This is a genomic window from Paraburkholderia sp. BR14320 (assembly GCF_040948665.1).
Lineage (GTDB): Bacteria > Pseudomonadota > Gammaproteobacteria > Burkholderiales > Burkholderiaceae > Paraburkholderia > Paraburkholderia youngii.
In genome coordinates, this window is record NZ_JBFPKG010000010.1 from 37,600 (window position 1) to 61,340 (window position 23,741).

Below are 23,741 nucleotides of genomic sequence, written 5' to 3' on the forward strand. Positions count from 1 at the left end.
TTTCGCCATGACGTCGACACGTGTCGCCACCGCGCGTCTTACGGCGCTTGCGTGCGATGAGCGCGATGCCGGCGCCGCGCTCGCGCTGCTCGATCAGAGTATCGCGCTGCGTCATCGGCGCATTGCGCTGATCCGCTATCTGCTCGCGCGGGAGCTGGGCGCGCCGCTCGAAGCGCGGCATCACGCGTACGTCGAAAAAATCGCGGCCCGTCTGAGCGCGGATGCGCTCGCGCGCATCGCCAGTGCCGCGCGTGCGCGACTGCGGAGTTAGACACACGGCGTCTCAGTGCTTGCCGCCATCCAGCGCAGAGAGGATTTGATGCGCGGCGCTCACGCGTGCCTCGTTCGGAAAATTGCGGTTCGCGAGCATCACGATCCCGAGGCGCTTTTGCGGCACGAACGCGACATACGCGCCGAAGCCGTTGGTCGATCCGGTCTTGTTGATCCAGACATTTTGCTGCGGCGGCAGCGGCGGTTCGATTGCGGTCGACGGCGTTCCATTGAGAACCATCTGCAGCGAATTGCCGGCCAGCAAGGTCGGCAATTCGACCGGATACGGGTACTGCTCCCAGATCAGATCCTGAGTCAGCACGCCGGCCTGGAAGTAGCCGGTATGCGTATCCGTGATCGCACGCTGGAACTGGCTGTCGAGCGGAATCAGGTTCATGTTCGCCTGCACGAAGCGCAGCATGTCGGCGGCGGTCGACTTGACGCCGTACGCTTCGGCGGAAATCACGCCGCCCGTCATGCGGATCGGCGCACCGTCTTTCGCATAGCCCTGCGCGTAGTCCGGCATTTTCGCGGCGGGGACGTCGATGTAAGTGCTCTTCATGCCGAGCGCCGGAAACACGCGTTGCTGCATCAGGGCGGTGAAGTCCTGCCCCATGGTCTTCGCGGTGATCAGGCCCAGCGTGCCGATGCCGGGATTCGAGTAGGTGCGGAACGTGCCGGGCGGATGAGTGGGCTGCCAGTCGTGGAAGTACTGCAGCAATTGCGTGTCGTTATGGATGTCGTCGGGCACCTGGAGCGGCAGACCGCCGGGCGTGTGCGTGCCGAGGTTCAGCAGGCTGACTTTGCCGAACGGCCGGCCGCGCAGCGTCGGCAGATAGCGCTCCGTGCCGTCCGCCAACGACAGCTTGCCGTCGAGCTGCGCGTACGACGCGAGCGTCGCCGTGAAGGTCTTGCTGACCGAGCCGAGTTCGAACAGCGTGTCGCGCGTGACCGGCTTGCCGGTTTGGGTCGATGCGACGCCGTAGTTGTACACGTAGGGCTTGCCGTCGTCGATCACGCCGACCGCCATGCCGGCGATATGGTACTTCGCCATCAGCGGCCGGATCGCCGCATCGACGGTGGCTTGGAGTTGCGCGGCGGCGGGCTCGGCCGCGTGAGCGGCGGGTGAGATCGCGCACAGCGTGAACAGCGCGAACGTCGCGGTTGTTATCAGTTTGAGCGCTCGGGTCTTCATTGCAAACGGGTCCTCGGTCGGGGAGTGTGAGTCGGCGGATCGGCGATTCGGCTGAGGCAGCACTATCGGGCTTTTGCGAAACGCTGGCAAACGAGGATATGTTGCGCGGGGATAAAGAAAAAGTTGTGGGCCGCAACGCGAGCGATGCCGGCGTTGTCGGTTGTGGCCAAACGCGTGTCGGGTTCGGCACAGGTGCCGCCGCGGACGGCCGCTACGCTGGTGGAACGGCGCGCCATGCAGCGTGCGGGCGCGCCGCTCACGAACATGGAGACGAGACAATGAGCAGCAATCGCGGCGTCGTGTATCTGGGGCAGGGCAAGGTCGAAGTGCAGTCGATCGACTATCCGAAGATGGTCGATCCACGCGGCCGTTCGATCGGCCATGGCGTAATCCTGAAGGTGGTGAGCACGAATATCTGCGGCTCCGATCAGCACATGGTGCGTGGCCGCACGACCGCCGAGGTCGGCCTGGTACTCGGGCACGAGATTACCGGCGAAGTGATCGAGGTAGGGCGCGACGTCGAAACGCTGAGCGTCGGCGATCTGGTGTCGGTGCCGTTCAACGTGGCCTGCGGACGCTGCCCGACCTGCAAGGCGCAGCATACCGGCGTGTGCCTGAATGTGAATCCGTCGCGCGCGGGCGGCGCGTATGGCTATGTCGACATGGGCGGATGGATAGGCGGCCAGGCCGAATACGTGCTGGTGCCTTACGCGGACTTCAATCTGCTGAAATTCCCGGACCGCGCGCAGGCGATGGCGAAGATCCGCGACCTGACCTGCCTGTCCGACATTCTGCCGACCGGCTATCACGGCGCGGTGATGGCCGGCGTGAAGCCCGGCGCGACTGTCTATATCGCGGGCGCGGGACCGGTCGGCATGGCGGCGGCCGCGTCCGCGCGCCTGCTGGGCGCAGCGTGCACGATCGTCGGCGACATGAACGAAGCGCGCCTCGCGCATGCGCGCAAGATGGGCTTCCAGACCATCAATCTGTCGAAGGACGCGACGCTCGGCGAACAGATCGAGCAGATCCTCGGCAAGCCCGAAGTGGATTGCGCGGTGGACTGCGTCGGCTTCGAAGCGCACGGTCACGGCAGCAGCGGCTCACACGAGGAAGCCCCGGCCACGGTGCTCAATTCGCTGATGGAAATCACCCGCGCGGCCGGCGCGATCGGCATTCCCGGCCTCTACGTGACCGATGATCCGGGCTCGACCGATGCCGCCGCACGAAAGGGCAGCCTCAGTTTGCGGTTCGGCCTGGGCTGGGCCAAGTCGCATTCGTTCCACACCGGGCAGACGCCGGTCATGAAGTACAACCGCAATCTGATGCAGGCGATCCTGTGGGATCGTTTGCCGATCGCCGATATCGTCAACGTGACGGTGGTATCGCTCGACGATGCGCCCGAGGGCTACCGGCAATTCGACGGCGGCGCGCCGAAGAAGTTTGTGATCGACCCGCACGGGCTCTTGAAGGCGGCTTGAGGTTCGCTAGCCGCGAGCGTGCCGCGACAGCGCTGGGTGGGCTGCTGGTCCACGCAGCGCGTCGTCTTTATGCATGCGCTGAACGGAGACACCGTTCAGCGCGTATTTTCATCGATCAAGCCGCCAGCACGGGCGCACTGGACAGCGAGGGCACCTGGCTGCGGCGCTCGCGCGTCGGCGCGGTGCCGAACGCATCGCGGTAGCTCTTCGAGAAGTGGCAAGCCGACTGGAAGCCGCACGCCATCGTGATGTTCATGATCGACATGTCGGTCTGCAACAGCAGCTCGCGTGCGCGCCGCAGGCGCAGCGTCAGGTAGTAATGCGTCGGCGTCATGCCCAGGTGCTCGCGGAACAGCCGTTGCAACTGCCGTTGCGACATGCCGGCGAGTCGCGCGAGCTCCTCGCGCGACAGCGGCTCCTCGATGTTGTTCTCCATCAGCGAGATCACCTCGAACAGCGACTTGTTGGCCGAGCCGAGCCGCGCGACCAGCGGCATCTTTTGCTGCGCGCTGGTGTCGCGCACGTGTTCGACGATGAACTGCTCGGCGATCTGCGTGACGCGCGCGGTACCGACGCGCGGCGAAATCAGATTCAGCATCATGTCGAGCGGCGCGACGCCGCCGGTGCAAGTCACCCGATCCCGATCGATCACGAACAGCTCTTTCAGAAAGCGCGTGTCGGGAAACTCCTCCTTCAGCGCCGACATATTTTCCCAATGAATCGCGCACGCATAACCGGCCAGCAGACCGGCGCGCGCGAGCGCATAGGTGCCCGTGCACAGACTGCCCAGCACGCAGCCCATGCGCGCGAAACGGCGCAGCGCGGACAGATGCTCGGCGGTGGTGGAGCGCTGCACGTCGATGCCGCCGACCACAAACACGATATCGGGTTGCCCGACGCATTCGACCGGACCGGTATCGACGGAAAGCCCGTTGCTCGCCATGACCGGCCCGCCGGCCGGACTCACGATCGACCAGCGGTAAAGCGTCTGGCCCGTCAGGTAGTTCGCCATGCGTAGCACTTCGATCGCGTTGGTGAACGCGATCATCGTGAAGTTGGGAACCGGCATAAATGCGAAATGCGACAACGATGCCGTGCGATCGGTGGACATGGGAACGGGGAATCCTGATGTAATTTTCGCGTCGCCGTGGGGAAGGCGACTATCTCAATTCTGAGTAGCAGGGCAACTACCATGCCATCAGGCTAAACCCTTGGATGCTCCGCACAAAGCCTGGAATGGCTAAGCAATCCGCTGATGAAATCGCTTCCAGGCGGCACCAGAACGGCGCCGCGACGGCATACGGCGCACCCGAACGGCGCAGCAAGTCTGCGTTGTAGTGCAGCCCCACGCGGGCGGACTGCGCCGACTTGTCGAAAAAGGACGCGCATGGCGGAAAAGGCAAAGAACGCGTCTGAATTCGTAAATCGACGCGCGGGCCGACCGTCAAGAATAGATCCAAGGCAAAGCGGCGGCGCGACCCCGCCGGCAACCCGCAACGGCCTCCCCGTCAACGTTCTTACGGACCTTCCATGTCGAACCCGAATCCCTTCTTCGAAGACTCGCTACCGGCGCGCGATCCGGCAGTGCGCGGCGCCATTCTGAAAGAGCTCGAGCGTCAGCAGTCGCAAGTCGAGCTGATCGCGTCGGAAAACATCGTGTCGCGCGCGGTGCTCGACGCGCAGGGCTCGGTGCTGACCAACAAGTACGCGGAAGGGTACCCGGGCAAGCGCTACTACGGCGGCTGCGAATACGTCGACGAGATCGAGATGCTAGCGCTCGATCGTATCAAGCGGCTTTTCGACGCGAAGTTCGCCAACGTGCAGCCGCATTCCGGTGCGCAGGCGAACGGCGCGGTGATGCTCGCCCTGACGAAGCCGGGCGATACGGTGCTCGGCATGTCGCTGGACGCGGGCGGGCATCTGACGCACGGCGCGAAGCCCGCGTTGTCGGGCAAGTGGTTCAACGCGGTGCAGTACGGCGTGCGGCGCGACACGATGCTGATCGACTACGAGCAGATCGACGAACTAGCGCAACAGCACAAACCGACGCTGCTGATCGCTGGCTTCTCCGCCTATCCGCGCGCGCTCGACTTCGCACGGCTGCGCGCGATCGCCGACGGCGTCGGTGCGAAGCTGATGGTGGACATGGCGCATATCGCGGGCGTGATCGCGGCCGGCCGTCATGACAATCCGGTCCCGCATGCGCACGTGGTCACGTCGACCACCCACAAGACCTTGCGCGGTCCGCGCGGCGGCTTCGTGTTGACCAACGACGAAGAGATCGCGAAGAAGATCAACTCCGCCGTGTTCCCCGGCTTGCAGGGCGGCCCGCTGATGCACGTGATCGCCGGCAAGGCGGTCGCGTTCGGCGAGGCGCTGCAGCCGGGCTTCAAAACCTACATCGACAGCGTGCTCGCGAACGCGCGGGCGCTCGGCGACGTGCTGAAAGCGGGCGGCGTCGATCTGGTGACGGGCGGCACCGACAACCATCTGCTGCTGGTCGATCTGCGGCCGAAGGGGCTCAAGGGCAATCAGGTCGAGCAGGCGCTGGAGCGCGCAGGCATCACCTGCAACAAGAACGGCATTCCGTTCGACACGGAGAAGCCGACGGTCACGTCCGGCATTCGCCTCGGCACGCCGGCGGGCACGACGCGCGGCTTCGGCGTCAGCGAGTTTCGCGACGTCGGGCGTCTGATCGTCGAGGTGCTCGATGCGCTGCGGGCGTCCCCCGAAGGCGACGCCGCCACCGAACAACGCGTGCGCCGCGAGATTTTCGCGCTGTGCGACCGCTTCCCCATTTACTGATTACGTGCGGAGCAAACGATGAGTCAATTGCACGAGAACAGCATCATCATCGACGGGCTGAACATTTCGAAGTTCGAGCGCTCGGTGTTCGAAGACATGCGCAAAGGCGGCGTCACCGCCGTGAACTGCACGGTGTCGGTCTGGGAAAGTTTTCAGAAGACCGTCGACAACATCGCCGAAATGAAGCAGCAGATCCGCCAGTACAGCGAGATCCTCACGCTGGTGCGCACCACTGACGACATTTTCCGCGCGAAGAAAGAGAACAAGACCGGCATCATCTTCGGCTTCCAGAACGCGCATGCGTTCGAGGACAACCTCGGCTATATCGAAGCGTTCAAGGATCTCGGCGTCAACGTGGTGCAGCTTTGCTACAACACGCAGAACCTCGTCGGTACCGGCTGCTACGAGCGCGACGGCGGTCTGTCCGGCTACGGGCGCGAAGTGATTCAGGAGATGAACCGCGTCGGCATCATGGTCGATCTGTCGCATGTGGGCGGCAAGACTTCGTCGGAGGCGATCGCGGCGTCGAAGAAGCCGGTCTGCTATTCGCATTGCTGCCCGTCCGGGCTCAAGGAGCACCCGCGCAACAAGAGCGACGAGCAACTGAAGGAGATCGCCGATGCGGGCGGCTTCGTCGGCGTGACGATGTTCGCGCCGTTCCTGAAGCGCGGCCCCGATGCGACCGTCGAAGACTACATCGAGGCGATCGAGTACGTGGTGAATCTGATCGGCGAGGACCAGGTAGGAATCGGCACGGACTTCACACAGGGCTACAGCACCGAGTTCTTCGACTGGATCACGCACGACAAGGGCCGTTATCGCCAGTTGACGAACTTCGGCAAGGTCGTGAATCCGGAAGGCATTCGCACGATCGGCGAGTTTCCGAACCTGACCGCCGCGATGGAACGCGCCGGCTGGAGCGAGACGCGCATCCGCAAGATCATGGGCGAGAACTGGGTACGGGTGTTCGGCGAAGTCTGGAAGGTGTGAGCCTTTTTACAGCGGATAGAAACGGAGTTCCCCACATGCAACCTCAACTGCCCATCGATGTGAATCCGGACACCGGCGTCTGGACCACGGACGCGCTGCCGATGCTCTACGTGCCGCGTCATTTCTTCACCAACAACCACGTCGCCGTCGAGGAAGCGCTCGGGCGCGACACGTACGCCGAGATTCTCTACAAGGCCGGCTACAAGTCCGCCTATTTCTGGTGCGAGAAGGAAGCGAAACAGCACGGCCTCACCGGCATGGCGGTATTCGAGCACTACCTGAACCGTCTGTCGCAGCGCGGCTGGGGCCTGTTCAGGATCATCGAAGCCGATCCGGCGAGCTCGCATGCGCGGATCGAACTGCGGCACTCGTCGTTCGTGCTCGCGCAACCGGGCAAGACCGGCAAGCTCTGCTACATGTTCGCCGGCTGGTTCGCGGGCGCGATGGACTGGGTCAACGACACCGTGCCCGACGGCGCGCGCAAGGGTCCGCCGTCGCAATCGAAAGAAGCACGCTGTGCGGCGGAAGGACACGAACACTGCGTGTTCGAAGTGTCGCCGCTGGCATCAATCTAATCCGAGCATTCCGAGGTCGACCGCGATGCGTTACCCGAACCTTTTCAAGCCGCTCACGTTGAACAAGCTGACGCTGCGCAACCGCATCGTCAGTACCGCGCACGCGGAGGTCTATGCGGAACCGGGCGGTCTGCCCGGCGACCGTTATATCCGCTACTACGAGGAAAAGGCCAAGGGCGGCGTCGGACTCGCCGTGTGCGGCGGGTCGAGCCCGGTGTCGATCGACAGCCCGCAAGGCTGGTGGAAGTCGGTGAATCTCGCGACCGACAAGATCGTCGATCCGCTCGCACGGCTCGCCGAAGCGATGCACACGCATGGCGCGAAGATCATGATTCAGGCTACTCACATGGGACGGCGCTCGGCGTTTCACGGCGAGCACTGGCCGCATCTGATGTCGCCGTCCGGTGTGCGCGAGCCGGTGCATCGCGGCAATGCGAAGATCATCGAGGTCGAGGAGATTCGCCGCATCATCGGCGACTTCGCGGCGGCCGCGAAGCGCGTGAAGGATGCGGGCATGGACGGCATCGAAATCTCGGCCGCGCACCAGCATCTGATCGATCAGTTCTGGAGCCCGCGCACCAACTTCCGTACCGACGAATGGGGCGGCTCGCTCGAAAACCGGCTGCGTTTCGGCGTCGAAGTGTTGCAGGCGGTGCGCGCCGCGGTGGGCGCCGACTTCTGCGTCGGCCTGCGCATGTGCGGCGACGAATTCCATGAAGACGGGCTCGATCACGAACAGCTGAAGGAAATCGCCCAGGCAATGAGCGAGAGCGGCCTGATCGACTATCTCGGCGTGATCGGTTCGGGCGCCGACACCCACAACACGCTCGCCAACTGCATGCCGCCGATGGCGCTGCCGCCCGAGCCGTTCGTGCATCTGGCGGCCGGCATCAAGCAGGTCGTCAAGGTGCCGGTGATGCACGCGCAAAGCATTCGCGACGCGGGCCAGGCCGAGCGGCTGCTGGCGAGCGGCATGGTCGATCTGGTCGGCATGACGCGCGCGCAGATCGCCGATCCGCATATGGTCATCAAGATCCGCGATGGCGGCGAGGACGAAATCAAGCAGTGCGTCGGCGCGAACTACTGCATCGACCGTCAGTACAACGGGCTCGACGTGCTGTGCGTGCAGAACGCCGCGACCTCACGCGAAGCGACGATGCCGCACGTGATCGTGAAGTCGCGCGGGCCGAAGCGCAAGGTCGTCGTGGTCGGCGCGGGACCGGCGGGGCTCGAAGCGGCGCGCGTCGCGAAGTCGCGCGGTCACGACGTGGTGCTGTTCGAGAAGAACGATCACGTCGGCGGCCAGATCATGCTGGCGGCGAAAGCGCCGCAGCGCGAGCAGATGGCGGGCATCGTGCGCTGGTTCGACATGGAGACGAAGCGCCTCGGCGTGGACCGCCGCCTCGGTGTCGCCGCCGACGAGCGGACCATCATGGCCGAGAAGCCCGACATCGTCGTGCTCGCCACCGGCGGTTCGGCGTTCACGTCGCAGGTCGCGGCATGGGGTGTCGACGCGGGGCTCGCGGTCAGTTCGTGGGACGTGCTGGCCGGCAAGGTCGAGCCGGGCAAAAACGTGCTCGTGTACGACGGCGTCAGCACGCATGCGGGCGCGGGCGTCGCTGATTTCATCGCGAGCCGTGGCGGGAACGTGGAGATCGTCACGCCCGACGTGAAGGTTGCCGACGACGTCGGCGGCACCACGTTCCCGATCTTCTATCGCCGGCTGTACGCACAAGGCGTGATCCATACGCCCAATTACTGGCTCGACAAGGTGTATGAGGAGGACGGCAAGAAGATCGCCGTGATCCGCAACGAGTACACCGAGGAGCAGGAAGAACGCGCGGTCGATCAGGTGGTGATCGAAAACGGCAGTACGCCGAACGACCAGCTTTACTGGAAGCTGAAGCCTGAATCGCTCAATCGCGGCCAGGTCGACGTGCACAAGCTGTTCGCGTCCGAACCGCAGCCGTGTCTGGACGAAGAACTCGGCAACGGCCGCTTCCTGCTGTTCCGGGTCGGCGACTGCATCTCGATGCACAACATTCACGGCGCGATCTACGACGCGCTGCGCCTTTGCAAGGATTTCTGACGATGAGCCCCGTGTTTGTCATCACCGTCCTGCTGTGGGTGTCGGTGGCCGGTCTCGCGTTCGCGCTGGCACGCCGCGCCGCCTACTGGCGCGAGGGCCGCGCGACCGTCGCGGGCGCCTACGGCTGGGCCAATCTGCTCGCGATCCCGAAGCGCTACTTCGTCGACCTGCATCATGTGGTTGCGCGCGATCCGTACATCGCCCGCACGCACGTTGCGACGGCGGGCGGAGCGATCCTCGCGATGGCGCTCGTGTTCGTCAACTACGGCTTCGCGATCTACTCGCCGTGGCTCGACAAGCTGATCTTCGTCGCCGCGCTGGCGATGCTGATCGGCACGGTGTTCGTCTGGCGCCGCCGGCATGGGGCGAAAGCAGTGCCGGCGCGGCTCTCGCGGGGACCGTGGGATCAGTTGCCGTTGCTGCTGGGTTCGTTCGCGCTCGGTCTCGCCTTGTTCATCGCATTGCCCGCGACGGCGATGTCCGGTGCTCTTGCTGTGATCGTCGCGCTGCTGATCGCGGCGGGCGCGTTCACGATGACGTTCGGCGCGGCGCGCGGCGGTCCGATGAAGCATGCGTTGGCCGGGTTGCTCCACCTCGCGTTTCATCCGCGTCAGGAGCGCTTTGCCGATGCTGCCGCGGCGCGTAACGCTCCCGACGCGGTGCCGCCCACGGCATTGAAAATGCCGCTGCTCGACGCGAAGGAATACGGGGTCGGCAAGCCGGTCGAATTCCGCTGGAACCAGTTGTTGAGCTTCGATGCCTGCGTGCAATGCGGCAAGTGCGAAGCGGCGTGCCCCGCGTTCGCGGCGGGACAGCCGTTGAACCCGAAGAAGCTGATTCAGGATCTGGTGACCGGCATGGTCGGCGGCACCGACGCGCAGTACGCGGGCAGCCCGACGCCCGGCATTCCGGTCGGCAAGCATGGAGGCGCGCCGGGCAAGCCGCTGATCTCGTCGCTGATCGAAGCCGACACGCTGTGGTCGTGCACGACCTGCCGCGCCTGCGTGCAGGAGTGCCCGATGCTGATCGAGCACGTCGACGCGATCGTGGACATGCGCCGCAACCAGACGCTCGTCGAGGGCAGCGTGCCGGGCAAGGGGCCGGCGACGCTCGCGAATCTGCGCGAGACCGGCAGCAGCAACGGCTACGACATCGGCGCGCGTTACGACTGGGCCGTCGATCTGCAGGTGCAGGTCGCGCAGCCTGGCCGTCATGTGGACGTGCTGCTGATCGCCGGCGAAGGCGCGTTCGACATGCGCTATCAGCGCACGCTGCGCGCGCTGGTCAAGGTGCTGAACCGCGCCGGCGTCGATTACGCGGTGCTGGGCGGCGTCGAAACCGATACCGGCGACACCGCGCGGCGTCTGGGCGACGAAGCCACGTTCCAGCAACTGGCTCGTACGCTGATCGGCACGCTCTCGCAGTACTCGTTCGCGCGCATCGTCACCGCCGATCCGCATGTGCTGCATAGCCTGCGCAACGAGTATCGCGCGCTCGGCGGCTTCTACCAGGTGCAGCATCACACGGCGCTGATCGACGAACTGATCGCGAGCGGCAAGCTGTCGCCGCGCGCGGCCGCCGCCGTGACTGAGCGCAACATCACGTATCACGACCCGTGCTATCTGGGCCGTTACAACGGTGAGACCGAAGCGCCGCGCCGTGTGTTGAAGAGCATCGGCATCAAGGTGGTCGAGATGGAGCGGCACGGGATGCGCGGACGCTGCTGCGGTGGCGGCGGCGGCGCACCGTTGACCGATATTCCCGGCAAACGGCGGATTCCCGATATCCGTATCGATGACGCGCGCGCGAGCGGCGCGGAGATCGTCGCGGTCGGCTGCCCGAATTGCACGGCGATGCTCGAAGGGGTAGTGGGGCCGCGCCCGGAAGTGCTGGACGTGGCCGAACTGGTCGCCGCGGCGCTGGAGTAACGCGATGATGAATACGCTCAAACGAATCGATCCGCGCCGGCCGTTCACGGTGACGGCACAGGGACTCAGGCGCATCACGCTCGGCGCAATTGGCGTGACGGCTGCCGGCGGCAGTGCGTCGTTAGCTGATGCGCGTCATGCCGCGCATCGCGAGCAGCCGAAGCCGCGCCGCACGACGGCCACGCCGCACCATGTGCTGCTGGTAGCGGCGCACGCGGATCGCGGCGCGCTCGATGAACATGCGCGGCAAACGCTCGCCGCCGCGGCGCTGATCGCGGACTTGCAAACCGAAGTCGCGCTGCTGGTGTTCGGCGAATTTACCGGCGATGCCGCCGCGCTCGGCGCCGACAAACTGATCGAATTGCCGATGTTCGATCGCCGCACGTACGCGCCGGACGATGAGCTGAATGCGCTGGCGGCCTGCGTCGCCGCATACGCGCCGGCCCATGTCTTCCTGCCCGACAACGCGACCGGCGACGGCGACCTGGGCCGCCGTTATGCGTCGGTGGCCGATGCGAGCGTCGCGACGCACGTCGTCGAGATCGATGCGGCGCACGTGTCCACCTATATCCGCGCGAATACGGCGCTAGCCAGCCGCGCGCTGCCCGAAGTCGTGCTGCTCGCGCCGAATGCGGTCGACCCGAAGCTGCCGTTCGTCGGCGCGGGCGAACGGGTCGCGTGGCGCTTCGACCGGGAAGCGGATCGCCCGCTCGTGCAACGCGCAATACGCGATCTCGGCATCGACGAAATCGACGCAGCGCAGGTCGCGTTGGAAGAAGCGGACTTCATCGTATCTGCGGGCAATGGCGTGAGCGACGTAGCCGCGTTCGAGCGGCTCGCGACGACCCTCGGCGCGGCGATCGGCGCGAGCCGGGTCGCCGTCGACGACGGCAAGTTCACGCGCGACAAGCAGATCGGCGCGACCGGCAAGACCGTCGAGGCGAGCGTGTATATCGCGTTCGGTATCTCCGGCGCTGTGCAGCATCTTCAGGGCATCAAGGATTGCCGCCATGTGATCGCGGTGAACCTCGACGCGAGCGCGCCGATCGCCAAGCGCGCGAATCTGACCGTGATCGCGGACGCGCAGGAAACCATCGCGGCGCTCAACGAAGCGGCGGCCGCGGCGCGCGGCGCGCGTGCGACGTCGGCCGCACTGCTGCAACCGGGCAAGCTTGCCGAAGGAGTGCTCGCATGAAGATCGCCGTATTGGTTTCAATCGGACGTCATCCGGTTAGCGGCGTCGCGCGCTACAGCCGCAACGATGCGGCGGCGTTGGCGCTGGCGCTGTCGCTCGCGAGAACGCACGGCGCGACGCTCGACGTGCTGCATGCGGGCGATCCGTCGAACGCCGCACTGAACGAATATCTGGCCCTCGGCGCGCGTTCGGTCGAAGTGCTGGAGATGCCACCCGACGCCGATCCGGCGCCGCAACTCGCCGCGCGTTTGCGTGGCTACGAACTGGTTCTCACCGGCACGCGCGCCGAAGGCGGCTTCGATAGCGGCATGCTGCCGTATCGCGTCGCGCATGCGCTGGCGGTACCGCTCGTCGGCGCCGCCGTGGATCTGGCTGTGCGCGACGGTTGTGCGCAAGTCCGGCAGTTCATGCCGAAGGGCCTGCGACGGCGCGTCGAAGTGCGACTGCCCGCGTTGATCGCCGTGCATCCGCTCGCGAACGCCGCGACCTCGTACGCGTATGCGCGGCTGCGCGAAGGCAGGATCGAGCGCACCGCCGCGGTCGGCGGCGCCGCGCCGCAGCGCACCACTCCCGAACAGTCCGCGTGGACGATCGGCCCCGCCTCGAAACCGGTGCGACTCGCCGCCGCCGAAAAGCGCTCGGGCCACGCCCGCATGCTGTCGGCGACGACGACCGAGAGCCGCGGCGGCAGCGTCGTAATTGAAGGGAGTTCCGTCGAAAAAGCACAAGTGATCCTCGCGTATTTGCGCGAGCATCAACTGGTGGATTACTGAATTCCGGCTCGGGCCAGCATGCGACCAGGAGGGCCTGGCGCGGCGCCAGACGTGACACGCAACGGAGCACACAATGAAAGTTTCCGCAGACGTTCGCGCAATGATCGAACGCCGCAAGCAGAATTACACGCTGGAAGCGCCGTTCTATACGAGCGAGGAAATATTCGCGCTCGATCTCGACGCGATTTTCCGCCAGCACTGGATTCAGGTCGCGGTCGAGCCCGACGTGCCCGAGCCGGGCGACTACGTGACGGTCGAGATCGGCAACGACTCGATCCTGATCGTGCGCGACGACGACATGCAGGTGCGCGCGTTTCATAACGTCTGCCGCCATCGCGGCGCGCGTCTGTGCAATACCGGCAAGGGCTCGCTCGGCAATATCGTCTGTCCGTATCACAGCTGGACGTATAGCCTCAATGGCGACCTGATGTTCGCCGAGCACATGGGCGAACAGTTCGACCGCTGCAAACATAGCCTGAAGGCGGTGCATGTCGAAAATCTCGCGGGGCTGATTTTCATCTGTCTCGCCGAGCAGCCGCCCGCCGATTTTTCAGTGATGCGCGCCGCGATGGAGCCGTATCTGTTGCCGCACGATCTGGCCGGCTGCAAGATCGCCGCGTCGATCGACATCATCGAAGAGGGCAACTGGAAGCTGACGATGGAGAACAATCGCGAGTGCTATCACTGCGTCGCGAACCATCCGGAGCTGACCATCTCGCTGTACGAATACGGTTTCGGTTATCAGCGCACGCCGGCGAACGAAGAGGGCATGGCCGCGTTCGAGGCGACGGTCGCGCGCCGCACCGCGCAGTGGGAGGCGATGCAGTTGCCATCGGCGGAAATCGAGCGGCTCGCCGATCTGGTCACCGGGTTTCGCACGCAACGTCTGCCGCTCGATCGCGACGGCGAATCGCAGACGCTCGACGCGAAGATCGCCTCGAAGAAACTGCTCGGCGGTTTCAAGGAGGCCGACCTCGGCGGCCTGTCGTTCTGGACCCAGCCGAATTCGTGGCATCACTTCATGAGCGACCATATCGTCAGTTTCTCGGTGATTCCGCTGTCGGCCGGCAAGACGCTGGTGCGCACCAAATGGCTCGTGCACAAGGACGCGCGCGAAGGCATCGATTACGACGTCGACAACCTGACCGCCGTGTGGCGAGCGACCAACGACCAGGATCGCGCGCTCGTCGAATATTCGCAGCGCGGCGCGACGAGCAGCGCGTATGAGCCGGGTCCGTATTCGCCGTTCACCGAAGGACTCGTCGAAAAGTTCTGCGAATGGTATATCGGCCGTCTCGCGGATTACGACGCGAACCCGCGAGCAGCGCACGACGAGAAAGTCGTGTCGTTCGCGCGCTGAGTGCAACACCGCAATGACGAGCGGGGGGACAACCATGATGCGCGATCAGGCCATGTTTCAAGCGGACATCGAGCAGACTTCACAGAATCCAGCCGGCGCGCTGAGCCGTGTGACGCAGCCGCGCTTCTGGGACGCGCTGCCGGCGCGCTGGAGCAGTGATTCCGACGACACGCTGGAGTGCTGCCAGGTCCGCAGCGAAACGCACGACGTGAAGAGCTTCTTCTTCCGCGCGCCATCCGGCCGGGCGTTCGTGTTCGAGCCGGGGCAATTCATCACGCTGGAGCTGGAGATCGACGGCGAGCGGATCAATCGCTGCTATACGATCTCGTCGCCGCCCACGCGGCCGCATACGATTTCGATCACCGTGAAGCGCGTGCCGGGCGGCCCGGTGTCCAACTGGCTGCACGACCATCTGCATGCGGGCATGCAGGTACGCGTGCTGGGGCCTGCCGGCGAATTCACCTGCGCGCGGCATCCGGCGCGCAAGTTCCTGTTTTTGTCGGCGGGCTCGGGCATCACGCCGCTGATGTCGATGAGCCGTACGCATCATGAACTCGGCGAGGACAGCGATATCGTCTTCGTGCATAGCGCGCGCACGCCGGACGACATCATCTTCGCGCGCGAACTCGATCTGATCGCCGCAAATCAGGCGCATTTCCGCACCGCGTTCGTCTGCGAGCGCGTGGGCGCGCGCACCAATTGGCCCGGCATCACCGGCTTTCTGACGCTGCCGCTGCTGAAACTGATTGCGCCGGATTTTCTGGAGCGCGAAATCTTCACCTGCGGCCCCGCGCCTTATATGCAGGCGGTGCGCAAGCTGCTCGACGAAGGGGGTTTCGATCGCCGGCACTATCACGAGGAAAGCTTCTCGTTCGAGACCGTCAGCGAGGTGGCCGCGCCATTGGCCGAAGCGCATGCCGCCGACGAGCTGCGCGATGCGCCGGCGCCAGTCGAAACCGAAACGCGCTACAAGGTGAGCTTTACGCGCAGTCATCGCGAGATCGAGTGCGGCGCTGGCCAGCACGTGCTCGAAGCGGCGAAGCAGGCGGGCGTGCGGCTGCCGGCGTCGTGCACGCAAGGCATGTGCGGCACCTGCAAGGTCAAGCTCGTGTCGGGCGAAGTGGCGATGAAGCACGCGGGCGGTATCCGTCAGCGCGAGATCGATCAGGGCATGGTGCTGCTGTGCTGTAGCAAGCCGCTGAGCGATCTCGTCGTCGACAAGTAATACGACTGATAACACCACAAGAAACAGCAAACACTGCGCGGATGTGCGTGGAAGTCGCATGCGGACAACTGCATGTCGCAAAACAACACTACCTGGCAATTCTGGCTGGCGATTCTAAATGCGCGATCTGCGGTTCGATGGCAAACGCGTCAATTGGCAAATGTATCAACGGGAGAACGTCGATGAGACTGATCGGAAAGATAGTGGTGGCAAGCGCGTTGGGGGTGATGCTGGCGGCGGTCAGTGCGGGCGTGTCGGCCGATTCGAAGCCGACCATCAAGATCGGTTACGTGGAGGGATGGGACGATAGCGTTGCGACGTCGAACGTGGCCGCCGAGGTGATCCAAAAACGCCTCGGTTATCAGGTGCAACTGGTGCCGGTGGCGGCCGGTGTGATGTGGCAGGGCGTGGCGCGCGGCGATCTCGACGCGACGCTGTCCGCGTGGCTGCCGGTCACGCACGGCGCGTACTGGAACAACTTCAAGGACAAGGTGGTCGACCTCGGGGCGAACTTCAACGACGCGAAGATCGGGCTGATCGTGCCGGACAACGTGGACGTGAAGAGCGTCGGCGATCTGCAGGCGAAGAAGGCGGAATTCGGCGCGCGCATCGTCGGCATCGACGCTGGAGCTGGCGTGATGCAGAAAACCAGCGAGGCGATCAAGGCCTATGGGCTCGACTATCAGCTGATGCCGAGTTCCGGCAGCGCGATGACCGCCGAACTGGCGCGCTCGGAGGCGGCCAGCAAGCCGATCATCGTGACCGGCTGGAAGCCGCACTGGATGTTCGCGAAGTACAAGCTGAAATTCCTCGACGATCCGAAGAAGGTGTTCGGTGAAGCGGAGCACGTCGATACGGTGGTGAATCCCGAGCTCGAGAAAAAAGCGCCGACGGTGGTCGCGTTCCTGAAGAAGTTCCAATGGAAGCCGGGCGAGATCGACACGGTGATGCTGGCCACGCAGAATGGTGAAAAGCCGACTGCGGCGGCCGACGCGTGGATCAGCGCGCATTCGGACCGCGTGGATAGCTGGGTGAAGTAAGTCGGCAAGCGCCGGCTCGGCCAGATGAAAACGCCGCTTTTCAGCGGCGTTTTTCTGTTTACCGCAGCACGACGGTGCGCTCGCCGTTGATGAACACGCGCCTCTCCACGAACGCCTTCACCGCGCGCGCGAGCGTAATGCATTCGACGTCGCGTCCGGTCGTCAGCAGCCGTTCGGGGCTGTACGAATGATCGACCGGTTCGACTCCCTGCTCGATGATCGGACCTTCGTCGAGATCGTCGGTAACGAAATGGGCGGTGGCGCCGATCACCTTGACGCCGCGCGCATGGGCCTGATGATACGGTTTCGCCCCCTTGAACCCCGGCAGGAACGAATGATGGATATTGATCGCGCGCCCGGCGAGCGCGCGGCTCGTTTCGGCGGACAGGATCTGCATGTAGCGCGCGAGAATCAGCAGCTCGGCGCCGGACGAGTCGAACAGCTCGAGCAGTTGCGCTTCCTGTTGCGGCTTCGTGTCGGCGGTGATCGGCAGATGATGGAACGGCAGGCCGTGCTGCCGCGCGAGCGGTTCGAGATCGCGATGATTCGAGCCGATGCCGACGATGTCCATTTTCAGCTCGCCCATGCGCCAGCGAAACAGCAGATCGGCGAGGCAGTGTTCGAGCTTCGACACCATGATCATGACCTTCGGCCGGACCGACAGATCGTGGATCGCCCACGTCATCCGGAAGCGTTCGGCGATCGGCGCGAATTCCTGCTTCAGCGTGGCAATCTGCAACGCGTCGTCGCGATCGACGTGGTGAAACACACAGCGCACGAAAAAGCGCTCGCTGAGTTCGTCGTCGAAAACGGTGAGTTCGTCGACATAGCAACGATGCCGTTCGAGAAAGCCGGCGACGGCGGCAACCTGGCCCGCCGCGCTCGGACACGCGACGGTGAGGACCCCTTGAGCAGGACGGGAAATGGCGGACATGAGCTCTCCACATTGACGATCAGGCGAGGCCGCGGGGCGCGGCGCGCATCGTCGCAGTAGAGCAAATCGGGCGATCGCGGGGATAGAAGCTAACCGCCGTTGCGCTGGAATGGGAACGCCAGGAGGATCTGCCGCGCTAATCCGCGGGGTCCGCCGCGAGCCTTCGCTTCAGCGTATCGATCAATGCGCGCACTTTCGCCGGCGGGTGACTCGTCGGCGGAAACACGGCCTGGATGCTCGCCGGCGCGGTCGCCCATTCGGGCAGCAGCCGGATCAGCCGTCCCGCCGCGACGTCGTCCGCGATCGAAAAATCCGTCAGCAGACCGATGCCGCCGCCCGCGAGCGTCGCCGCGCGGCAGGCATCGGCCGTGTTGACACGCAGAGCGGACTCACAGCGCACGCTCGCGGTTCTACCGTCGGCGTGGCACAGATCGAGCGTCAACGGATGCGGCAGCACCGACAACGCGCAATAGGGCAGGGTCTCCAAAGCGGCCGGCGTACCCGGCACGCCCCACGTGTGCAGGAACTCGGGACTCGCGACGAGCCACTTGACGAAGCTGCCGAGCTTCACCGCGCGATAGTTCGAATCCGCGAGACGACCAAGCCGGATCGAGACGTCGATGCCATCGGCAATCAGATCGACGTAGCGGTCACTGCTCAGCAGCTCGACGTCGAGCTGCGCGTGGGTGCGGCGCAATTCGACCAGCGCGGGCGTGACGACGAGCGCGCCGTAGTCGTTCGGCGCACTGACGCGCAGCGTGCCGCGCACCGGCGAGGTTTCCCCGCCGAGCGCGTTCAACGCGTCCTCGGTGGCGCGCAGTATCTTCACGCTCGCCTCGTAGAACGTGCGGCCCGCCTCGGTGACGCCGAGCCGCCGCGTGGTGCGCACCAGCAGGCTCGCGCCGACCTCCGCCTCGAGCCGCTGCATGTGCGTGCTGACCATCGTCTTCGCGAGTCCGAGCCGCGTCGCGGCGGCGCTCAGCGAGCCCGCGTCGATGACCGCGACGAAGATCGCGAGGCGGTTCAGGTTCACGTTGCGCACGTCGGCCATGATCGATTGTCCATTCTCGCTTGACTGTGTTTCCCGGATTATCGGGCTTCCGCGCGACAGTGCCTACGCCCTATGCTGGACGTGTCATTCAACCTCTCCGGAGACCTCCATGTCCGCCACCCGACCCGCCCAGCCTATCAAGCTGTATACGACACGGCTGTCAGGCCACGGTCATCGCGTGAAGCTGTTTCTGTCGCTGCTCGATCTGCGTTCGAGGTGATCGTGTTGGACATGAAAGCGGGCGAGAACCGCAAGCCCGCGTACCTCGCGCTGAACCCGTTCGGTCAGGTGCCGGCGATTCAGGACGGCGAGCTGACGCTGTTCGATTCGAACGCGATTCTCGTTTATCTGGCGAAGCGCTATGGCGACGCGTCGTGGCTGCCCAACGATCCAATCGGCGCCGCAGCGGTGCAGCGCTGGCTGTCGCTCGCGGCAGGCCAGATCGCATACGGGCCGTGCGCGGCGCGGCTCGTTACCGTATTCGGCGCGCCGCTCGACCACGAGCGTGCTAAGCAGATCGCCGTCAAGCTGTTCGACGTGATCGACGCGGAGCTTGCCGGCAAGCCGTTCGTGGCTGGCGCGCACGTCACGATCGCCGATATCGCCGCGCACACGTATATCGCTCACGCACCCGAAGGCGGCGTGTCGTTGCAGCCGTATCCCAATATTCGTGCGTGGCTGGGTCGCGTGGAAGCATTGCCGCGTTTCATCGCGATGCCGTCGACGAAGGCGGGTTTGCTGGCGGCGTGATACGCGTTCAGAGCCGCTTCAGATCTTGCAAGGGAGTCAGATCATGTCCGAGTTCGTTCCGCTCAATAACTGGGGAGCCGACGTGTCGCCGTTTCATGCCGGCGAGCAGGATGCGCAGCAGCGCGCGGGTGTGCGCGACGTGGCGGAGTCGATGGGGCGTCGGGGCATTCGCCGTTTCATGCCGGAGCAGCATCGCGAGTTCTTTGCCGCGCAGCCGTTGCTCGTGATCGGCGGCGTCGATGCGAGCGGTCAGCCGTGGGCGACGCTACGCGCGAGTTCGCCGGGCTTCGTCACGTCACCGGATGCGCGCACGCTGCGCATCGAAGGCGGCGCATTGGCTGGCGATCCGCTCGCCGCGGCGTGGCGCGAAGGGGCGCAGCTCGGCGCGCTGGGCATCGAGCCGCGCACGCGGCGCCGCAATCGGGTGAATGGCGTCGTACGGTCGGTGCAGGGCGACGCGTTGCAGGTCGAAGTCATGCAGAGTTTCGGCAATTGCCCGAAGTACATCCAGAGCCGTACGCCGTCTTTCATCGAGCGGGACCCGGCCGCGACGGGCGTGCAGCCCGAGATCTCCACCCACCTGGACAGTGCCGACCGCGAATTGCTCGCGAGCGCGGACACGTTCTTTATCGCCAGTGCGAATCTGAGCGAGGAAGCGGGGGTGGGGAAGGGTGTAGACGTCTCGCATCGCGGCGGTGCACCGGGCTTCGTGCGCGTGGACGACGCAAATACGCTGACCACGCCCGACTACAGCGGCAACCGCTTCTTCAACACGATCGGCAACCTCGTGCACGATCCGCGCGCGGGCCTGCTGTTCATCGACTTCGCAACCGGCGATCTGCTTTATCTGGCGGTGCGAGCGGAGATCGTCTGGGACGGCGACGAACTCGCGGCATTTGCGGGCGCGCAGCGGCTCGTGCGGTTCCATGTGGACGAAGTCCGGCGCAGCCGCGGCGCGTTGCCGTTCCAATGGTCGCAGGTCGAATTCGCGCCGCAGTTTTTGCCAAAGGTTCGAGAAAGCGCCTGAGCCGATGCGAACGCGCGTGCGTTAGCCTGGTGCGGCCGCCGTTTTAGTGTGCATTTCGGCCGAGCCGGTAAGACACGCCGAGTCTGGTGGCCAGTTGCCATACATAGACCCGCGAGTAAGAGATGCCGAACTGACGGCTTATCAGCTCGCGCATGCGCGCATTGCTCCAGCCATCGGAGTCGAAGCCATAGTCGCGCGGCGAGGCCCTCAGCGCCTCGGCCAACCAGTCCAGATCCGCCACCGCGAGTGCGGAATGGCGCCCGCCGACGCTCATGTTTCTGAGCGCGTCGAGCCCGCCTTGCTCCAATAGCTTGCGGTATCGCTCGACGGTCGTCTTTGCCATTCCCATCTGTTTCGCGACCTCGGCCGCAGCGATGCCGTCGAGCAGTTTCTTGCCCGCCGTGAGACGTCGTGCGACGGTCGGTAAATCGTCATTCGGTCGATGCATTGAAGAACTCCGCCGTTGGGTCGCTGACCGGACTGCAATCGGTTGCTGGTGTAGACAGAGAAGAGGGCACGCCCACTTACAGATAATCGAAAAGTCGCCCGCTGTGTCTAAAAGAATAAAAAATCAATCGCGTCTTTCCTCTGATAGAAAACGACGTAATCGTCGAGTAAGACGTCCGCACTATGTTTTTCTTTCTACAACCGTAAAGATCTTCCTTGCGATTGAATTTCACGTTTGCTAACCTGATTGAACTGATTTAAAGAAAAGATCAATCTGGCTGGGCTCGCGCCGATAGCCCCCAAATACCGCCAAGCCGCACAGAGCTTGGCGTCTGGGGCTTGATAGTGGGCGCGGCAGGTCGGAAGACAGAATCGTTTGAATGCGTGGATTTCTGTTTTGCGAATGCAATTCGAATGCATTTTTCGATGCAGGGTCGCATTCGCTTGAAATCTGCGAAAAATGGGTTCTGAAGATTGAAAACCGTTTCGCGGCGCTTTTCCAGGCGGACTATAGGAAAACGGGACATTCGCGCAGAGTATCGCTGTGAATCCCGACTCCGGTAACCATCTGCTTAATTTGACTGCGTCGCTCAATACCCGGAAATACTTTTCCCCCGGGCACTTTCTGACTCGATACGCATAAAACGATCAAAGGTGACAGCAGCGCTCTCATCGGTGCCATTGGGCACTGCAGGCAGGTGGTAAGGAGAATGACATGAACACTGATAGGACCCGCGATATTGCCGCGATGCTATTGCGTGCCGCCAGGCGCAAGAGACTCGTGTCTTATCAGGAACTGCACGCTCTTTTCGGTCGCGACGAACCGTTGCAAAGCCGTTATCGCGCGTTGGCGGACGCGGCGCGCTCGCTGAGCGATTGCGCGTCGCTCGACTACGGCTGCCTGATGAGCCTTGATAATGGCCTGCCGGGTGATGACTTCTTTAATCGTTTCAGGCACGACAGGCCGGGTGAATACGAAAAGGTGATGGGCTTCGGATCGGCGGGACGCTCGACGACCAAGAAACGACTGATTGCGGATGCCGAGCGTCTACGGGTGTTCGAACATGCATCGAAGACCGAGGCAAACGGCAACGCGGCGAACGCGTTGTGTCCGTGCGCCGCGTCGAAATGTACGTAGCGCATGCGCAGTCTTCTGGCGCGAGGAGACGCTCGCCGGGCGGGAGAAAATGCGAAACGTCTCTGAGCCACAAGCCAATAGACAACGATAAAAAATCCGCTTGAGCTGCGATAGCGGTATTCGCGGTAGCTTGAAAGCTTATTCCTCAAGGGCACAAAGAAAGATTTAGCAATTGTCTAATTGCGGCATATCGCGCGCATGGAAGCACCCGATCCGAGTGGAGGGTCGTAATTCGTGAAGGATCTGATTGAGTGCGCGGAAAGTTGACATTGAATTGTCGAACCAGCTTTGTTGACGATCACTGAATCGTCCAGCATCCGGGCGTCGATTGCGGTACGACGGAGACTCGCGCTTTGGACAGCTCGCTATCGTGTTTGGGCATCGTAGGGCCCCGTGGTGGCTGTCTTCGACAAATGCGGCATTTGACATAATATAAATTATCAACAAAAATTCGAATTTGGAGATCGAGTCATTATTTCCGCATTTCGTCGAACGCCGGCGCGCATCGCCGCAGTCGAGCCATTTCCAAATTCTCGTAACGAGATTAGAAAAGCAGCCAGAGAAGTCCGACTTTAGATTTAATGATCGGAATCAATGACCTGAGGACTTTACGTACGCTGCCGCACATTGTGCGCGGCTAGTAGGGAATATTTTTCATTACGGTTGTAGCGCAAAAAAACGAATGGAATTTGGGCTATGGACACCCTGACAGACGTGCGTGGGCACACTGAGATTAACCGGATCCGAATCGACCAAAGCGTCGCCCTGAAATCTTTTGACGACGTAATTCCCCAGGAGACGATCGCCGAAATCAACCAGTTCATCGACCATTTGTTTGACACGACCGCTCCGCGCTCGCAATCCGGCGCGAAGATTGCCGGGATGCTGCGTGGCGTTCAGGCCTTTCGCGAACTCGAGCAGTCGATCTGCGCGAATGCGCGCGCGATGGCCGCCAGGATCGGGCAGACAAACTTACCGGCCGAGCCGTTCCACGTACTGCGTTGCGCGAGCAAGGCTTCGCTGGCGGAGAGCCACTGCCGCCACTACGACTCGCACCTGCTGACGCTGCTGATTCCGCTTCAGCTCGCACCCGACGGCGTTCACAACGGCGATCTCGTGATGTATTGCAAGCCGCGCCTGTCGGTCACGACGCTGACCAACGTGATCTGCAAGATGCGGCATGGTTTCCTGCATAGCCTGCCGCTCAGTTGGCGCAGCTGGCATACCCTGCATGATCTGCGTGTGGGCAACTGCAAGCGCATTCCGGTCAAACCGGGCAGCGTCTACGAATTCAACGGCTTTGCGCTTCAGCATGCGAACCTCGACGTACAGAACGGGCAGCGGCGCACGCTCCTGATTCACTACTACGACCCCGGTCACTCGCTCGGCCTGAGCGGCGTGCTGCGGCGCGGGCGTATCGGCTGAGGTCCGCCTCGCAAGGCTGAAATCGCCACCTTTCCTTGCCGGTATC

At 63.7% G+C, this 23,741-nt stretch carries 21 protein-coding genes and 1 pseudogene; 16 read left to right on the forward strand and 6 right to left on the reverse strand.

Going from position 1 to position 23,741, the window contains the following annotated elements; translation table 11 throughout:
- The first annotated feature begins 7 nt into the window (after positions 1–7).
- Positions 8–271, forward strand: coding sequence for a hypothetical protein (locus AB3X89_RS12505; protein WP_368583547.1), 264 nt, complete (start codon positions 8–10; stop codon positions 269–271).
- 12 nt (positions 272–283) lie between these two features.
- Here AB3X89_RS12505 and ampC read toward each other — a convergent pair whose 3' ends face one another.
- The gene (gene ampC, locus AB3X89_RS12510; protein ID WP_368583548.1) at positions 284–1,465 is read right to left on the reverse strand and encodes a class C beta-lactamase; all 1,182 of its coding nucleotides are present in this window, start codon (positions 1,463–1,465) and stop codon (positions 284–286) included.
- Positions 1,466–1,743: 278 nt separating this feature from the next.
- Here ampC and fdhA point away from each other — a divergent pair, with 278 nt between their 5' ends.
- Positions 1,744–2,943 (forward strand): formaldehyde dehydrogenase, glutathione-independent, encoded by a 1,200-nt coding sequence (gene fdhA, locus AB3X89_RS12515; protein ID WP_368583549.1) that lies wholly within the window; start codon positions 1,744–1,746, stop codon positions 2,941–2,943.
- Positions 2,944–3,058: 115 nt separating this feature from the next.
- On the opposite strand, the gene AB3X89_RS12520 is transcribed toward fdhA, so the two are convergent.
- Together AB3X89_RS12520 and AB3X89_RS12525 are read right to left on the reverse strand one after the other, a co-directional pair.
- A complete protein-coding gene (locus tag AB3X89_RS12520) occupies positions 3,059–4,054 on the reverse strand; it encodes a GlxA family transcriptional regulator (RefSeq protein ID WP_368583550.1) in 996 nt (331 codons plus the stop codon).
- Between the two features lie 76 nt (positions 4,055–4,130).
- A complete protein-coding gene (locus AB3X89_RS12525) occupies positions 4,131–4,391 on the reverse strand; it encodes a hypothetical protein (protein ID WP_368583551.1) in 261 nt (86 codons plus the stop codon).
- An 82-nt stretch (positions 4,392–4,473) separates the two neighbouring features.
- Between AB3X89_RS12525 and AB3X89_RS12530 the strand changes: the two genes are divergently transcribed.
- The 10 genes from AB3X89_RS12530 to AB3X89_RS12575 all read left to right on the forward strand — a co-directional run bounded on the left by AB3X89_RS12530 (position 4,474) and on the right by AB3X89_RS12575 (position 16,923).
- Positions 4,474–5,748, forward strand: a complete 1,275-nt coding sequence (locus AB3X89_RS12530; protein ID WP_368583552.1) for a serine hydroxymethyltransferase — start codon at positions 4,474–4,476, stop codon at positions 5,746–5,748.
- 18 nt (positions 5,749–5,766) lie between these two features.
- The gene (locus AB3X89_RS12535) at positions 5,767–6,738 is read left to right on the forward strand and encodes a dipeptidase (protein ID WP_368583553.1); all 972 of its coding nucleotides are present in this window, start codon (positions 5,767–5,769) and stop codon (positions 6,736–6,738) included.
- 35 nt (positions 6,739–6,773) lie between these two features.
- Positions 6,774–7,313 (forward strand): DUF5943 domain-containing protein, encoded by a 540-nt coding sequence (locus AB3X89_RS12540; protein WP_368583554.1) that lies wholly within the window; start codon positions 6,774–6,776, stop codon positions 7,311–7,313.
- 25 nt (positions 7,314–7,338) lie between these two features.
- Positions 7,339–9,402 (forward strand): FAD-dependent oxidoreductase, encoded by a 2,064-nt coding sequence (locus tag AB3X89_RS12545; protein ID WP_368583555.1) that lies wholly within the window; start codon positions 7,339–7,341, stop codon positions 9,400–9,402.
- A gap of 2 nt (positions 9,403–9,404) precedes the next feature.
- Complete coding sequence (locus AB3X89_RS12550; RefSeq protein ID WP_368583556.1) at positions 9,405–11,330, forward strand: (Fe-S)-binding protein; 1,926 nt, start codon at positions 9,405–9,407, stop codon at positions 11,328–11,330.
- Between the two features lie 7 nt (positions 11,331–11,337).
- The gene (locus AB3X89_RS12555) at positions 11,338–12,525 is read left to right on the forward strand and encodes an electron transfer flavoprotein subunit alpha/FixB family protein (protein WP_368583672.1); all 1,188 of its coding nucleotides are present in this window, start codon (positions 11,338–11,340) and stop codon (positions 12,523–12,525) included.
- Positions 12,522–13,298, forward strand: a complete 777-nt coding sequence (locus AB3X89_RS12560; RefSeq protein WP_368583557.1) for an electron transfer flavoprotein subunit beta/FixA family protein — start codon at positions 12,522–12,524, stop codon at positions 13,296–13,298. The genes AB3X89_RS12555 and AB3X89_RS12560 overlap by 4 nt, the downstream gene beginning before the upstream one ends.
- Positions 13,299–13,371: 73 nt before the next feature.
- Complete coding sequence (locus AB3X89_RS12565; protein WP_368583558.1) at positions 13,372–14,658, forward strand: SRPBCC family protein; 1,287 nt, start codon at positions 13,372–13,374, stop codon at positions 14,656–14,658.
- A 52-nt stretch (positions 14,659–14,710) separates the two neighbouring features.
- Positions 14,711–15,883: a 2Fe-2S iron-sulfur cluster-binding protein gene (locus AB3X89_RS12570; RefSeq protein ID WP_368583559.1), complete on the forward strand. Its 1,173-nt coding sequence runs from the start codon at positions 14,711–14,713 to the stop codon at positions 15,881–15,883.
- Between the two features lie 182 nt (positions 15,884–16,065).
- Positions 16,066–16,923: a glycine betaine ABC transporter substrate-binding protein gene (locus AB3X89_RS12575; RefSeq protein ID WP_368583560.1), complete on the forward strand. Its 858-nt coding sequence runs from the start codon at positions 16,066–16,068 to the stop codon at positions 16,921–16,923.
- A gap of 58 nt (positions 16,924–16,981) precedes the next feature.
- Here the strand turns inward: AB3X89_RS12575 and purU are convergent, their stop codons facing one another.
- Positions 16,982–17,857: a formyltetrahydrofolate deformylase gene (purU, locus tag AB3X89_RS12580; RefSeq protein WP_368583561.1), complete on the reverse strand. Its 876-nt coding sequence runs from the start codon at positions 17,855–17,857 to the stop codon at positions 16,982–16,984.
- 136 nt (positions 17,858–17,993) lie between these two features.
- Complete coding sequence (locus AB3X89_RS12585) at positions 17,994–18,908, reverse strand: LysR family transcriptional regulator (protein WP_368583562.1); 915 nt, start codon at positions 18,906–18,908, stop codon at positions 17,994–17,996.
- A gap of 109 nt (positions 18,909–19,017) precedes the next feature.
- Here AB3X89_RS12585 and AB3X89_RS12590 point away from each other — a divergent pair.
- Positions 19,018–19,658 (forward strand): annotated as a pseudogene (locus AB3X89_RS12590) (glutathione S-transferase family protein).
- A 43-nt stretch (positions 19,659–19,701) separates the two neighbouring features.
- A complete protein-coding gene (locus AB3X89_RS12595; RefSeq protein WP_368583563.1) occupies positions 19,702–20,685 on the forward strand; it encodes a pyridoxamine 5'-phosphate oxidase family protein in 984 nt (327 codons plus the stop codon).
- A 43-nt stretch (positions 20,686–20,728) separates the two neighbouring features.
- On the opposite strand, the gene AB3X89_RS12600 is transcribed toward AB3X89_RS12595, so the two are convergent.
- Positions 20,729–21,133, reverse strand: coding sequence for a helix-turn-helix domain-containing protein (locus tag AB3X89_RS12600; RefSeq protein WP_176105912.1), 405 nt, complete (start codon positions 21,131–21,133; stop codon positions 20,729–20,731).
- A gap of 714 nt (positions 21,134–21,847) precedes the next feature.
- Between AB3X89_RS12600 and AB3X89_RS12605 the strand changes: the two genes are divergently transcribed.
- Positions 21,848–22,270, forward strand: coding sequence for a hypothetical protein (locus AB3X89_RS12605; RefSeq protein ID WP_368583564.1), 423 nt, complete (start codon positions 21,848–21,850; stop codon positions 22,268–22,270).
- Positions 22,271–22,966: 696 nt separating this feature from the next.
- Entirely contained in the window at positions 22,967–23,695 is a 729-nt protein-coding gene (locus AB3X89_RS12610; protein ID WP_368583565.1) for a hypothetical protein, read from the forward strand.
- Positions 23,696–23,741: the final 46 nt, after the last annotated feature.

Coding starts and splice junctions, on each gene's coding strand:
- AB3X89_RS12505 (WP_368583547.1), top strand. CDS start 8: ATGACGTCGACACGTGTCGCCACCGCGCGTCTTACGGCGCTTGCGTGC.
- ampC (WP_368583548.1), bottom strand. CDS start 1,465: ATGAAGACCCGAGCGCTCAAACTGATAACAACCGCGACGTTCGCGCTG.
- fdhA (WP_368583549.1), top strand. CDS start 1,744: ATGAGCAGCAATCGCGGCGTCGTGTATCTGGGGCAGGGCAAGGTCGAA.
- AB3X89_RS12520 (WP_368583550.1), bottom strand. CDS start 4,054: ATGTCCACCGATCGCACGGCATCGTTGTCGCATTTCGCATTTATGCCG.
- AB3X89_RS12530 (WP_368583552.1), top strand. CDS start 4,474: ATGTCGAACCCGAATCCCTTCTTCGAAGACTCGCTACCGGCGCGCGAT.
- AB3X89_RS12535 (WP_368583553.1), top strand. CDS start 5,767: ATGAGTCAATTGCACGAGAACAGCATCATCATCGACGGGCTGAACATT.
- AB3X89_RS12540 (WP_368583554.1), top strand. CDS start 6,774: ATGCAACCTCAACTGCCCATCGATGTGAATCCGGACACCGGCGTCTGG.
- AB3X89_RS12545 (WP_368583555.1), top strand. CDS start 7,339: ATGCGTTACCCGAACCTTTTCAAGCCGCTCACGTTGAACAAGCTGACG.
- AB3X89_RS12550 (WP_368583556.1), top strand. CDS start 9,405: ATGAGCCCCGTGTTTGTCATCACCGTCCTGCTGTGGGTGTCGGTGGCC.
- AB3X89_RS12555 (WP_368583672.1), top strand. CDS start 11,338: ATGAATACGCTCAAACGAATCGATCCGCGCCGGCCGTTCACGGTGACG.
- AB3X89_RS12560 (WP_368583557.1), top strand. CDS start 12,522: ATGAAGATCGCCGTATTGGTTTCAATCGGACGTCATCCGGTTAGCGGC.
- AB3X89_RS12565 (WP_368583558.1), top strand. CDS start 13,372: ATGAAAGTTTCCGCAGACGTTCGCGCAATGATCGAACGCCGCAAGCAG.
- AB3X89_RS12570 (WP_368583559.1), top strand. CDS start 14,711: ATGTTTCAAGCGGACATCGAGCAGACTTCACAGAATCCAGCCGGCGCG.
- AB3X89_RS12575 (WP_368583560.1), top strand. CDS start 16,066: ATGAGACTGATCGGAAAGATAGTGGTGGCAAGCGCGTTGGGGGTGATG.
- purU (WP_368583561.1), bottom strand. CDS start 17,857: ATGTCCGCCATTTCCCGTCCTGCTCAAGGGGTCCTCACCGTCGCGTGT.
- AB3X89_RS12585 (WP_368583562.1), bottom strand. CDS start 18,908: ATGGCCGACGTGCGCAACGTGAACCTGAACCGCCTCGCGATCTTCGTC.
- AB3X89_RS12595 (WP_368583563.1), top strand. CDS start 19,702: ATGTCCGAGTTCGTTCCGCTCAATAACTGGGGAGCCGACGTGTCGCCG.
- AB3X89_RS12600 (WP_176105912.1), bottom strand. CDS start 21,133: ATGCATCGACCGAATGACGATTTACCGACCGTCGCACGACGTCTCACG.
- AB3X89_RS12605 (WP_368583564.1), top strand. CDS start 21,848: ATGAACACTGATAGGACCCGCGATATTGCCGCGATGCTATTGCGTGCC.
- AB3X89_RS12610 (WP_368583565.1), top strand. CDS start 22,967: ATGGACACCCTGACAGACGTGCGTGGGCACACTGAGATTAACCGGATC.